Below are 1,336 nucleotides of genomic sequence, written 5' to 3'. Positions count from 1 at the left end.
TCACGAGCCCTGCGTGGTGGCGAGGGCGTCGTCGAGGCGTTCGAGGAGGTACTCGGTGTTGAAGGGCCCCGCCATTTGCAGCGCGTAGAGCAGGTCGATCGGGATGATCTGGAAGGCGTCGTTCTGGAAGGGCTGTGTCTCCGTGAACACGGGATTGCCGGTGACCTCGGTCTCCTCAACGCCGTTGAGCCCGATGATGACGAGGTCGGCCGCATCGAGCACCTCCGCGTTCTCCCAGCTGTAGCGCGCGGTGCCCGGGGTGCGGGCGGTTTCGCGGTCGTAGTCAGCGACGATGGTCTCCGGCATCGTGAAGCCGAGCTCCGTGAAGAAACGGACCGAGCTTGCGAGGTCCGGGTCGACCTGGATGGCAAGCTCGCCCGTGCTGATCTGGCCGTAGGCGAGCGCGGTGCCCGCGATGCCGGGGTAGCGCTGCTTCGCGTCGGCGACGGCCGCCGCGGCGTCGTCGAGGAGCTGCTGCACGCCGGGCTCGTTGCCGAGCGCCTGGCCGATCGCGAGCGCCTGCTCGTTCAGGTCGCCGGAGACCGCGACCAGGGTGGGGGCGATGCCCGAGAGCTTTTCGTAGGCCTCGTCCAGGTTGATCCGGGTTTGGGTGTCGGTGGCGAGGATCAGATCGGGCTTGAGCGCGGCGATCTGCTCGAAATCGAGCTCGAAGTCGGCGGTCAGATCGATGGCCTCCGGGGCGGAGGCGAACGGAGCGAGCCAGGCGTCGCGGCCCTCCTCGCCGAACGTGCTGGGCCAGAAGCCCACGAGCTCCGTTCCGGCGGCCTGGGCGTAGGCGTTGCCGGTGACGGACAGGGAGACGACGCGCTCGGGGCGCTCGGGGATCACGGTCTGACCGCGGTCGTGCTCGAGCGTGACCGGGAATCCGCCGCTCGACGCCGGTGCTGTGTCGTCGGGCTCGGCCGCCGGGGTGGCGGAGCACCCGGCGAGGGCGAGGGCGGCGGCGGTCATCAGGGCCAGGGTGGCCCCGAAACGGGAACGGGGTGAGGACATGGGGGACTTTCTACTCGGGGAAGAAGCGAATCGGGAACTGCGGTGGTCGTCGGACGGCCCGGGCGCGCGGGGCGTGGTCGCCCGCCGGGGACGGGGGCTTAGATGCCGATGGCGAGGTCGTCGAGGTCGTCGATTCCCTGACCGGCGGCGAGCGCCTCGGAGTAGACGCGGAGGCGGTGCCGGTCGATGACGCTCGTGCTGGTGCCGTGCTTCCAGTAGCCGTAGACGGCGACTCGCTCCTTGGGGAGCGCGACCTCGGTGCGGAAGTGGTTCCGAATCGCGCGCATCTCGTCGCGTTCCCCGGCGGCCCAGATCACGTACT

At 69.9% G+C, this 1,336-nt stretch carries 2 protein-coding genes; both read right to left on the bottom strand.

The genetic code is table 11. From position 1 onward, the window contains the following. Positions 1-1,014: an ABC transporter substrate-binding protein gene (locus OOT08_RS04405; protein ID WP_325091351.1), complete on the bottom strand. Its 1,014-nt coding sequence runs from the start codon at positions 1,012-1,014 to the stop codon at positions 1-3. 98 nt (positions 1,015-1,112) lie between these two features. After that, positions 1,113-1,336: SIP domain-containing protein (locus tag OOT08_RS04400; protein ID WP_325091350.1), on the bottom strand; the 224-nt coding region annotated here is incomplete at its 5' end.

It is taken from the genome of Leucobacter sp. M11 (assembly GCF_035726885.1).
GTDB lineage: Bacteria > Actinomycetota > Actinomycetes > Actinomycetales > Microbacteriaceae > JAPFRB01.
The sequence above is the reverse complement of the archived record's forward strand: the minus strand, read 5'-3'. Positions and strand labels throughout refer to the sequence as shown.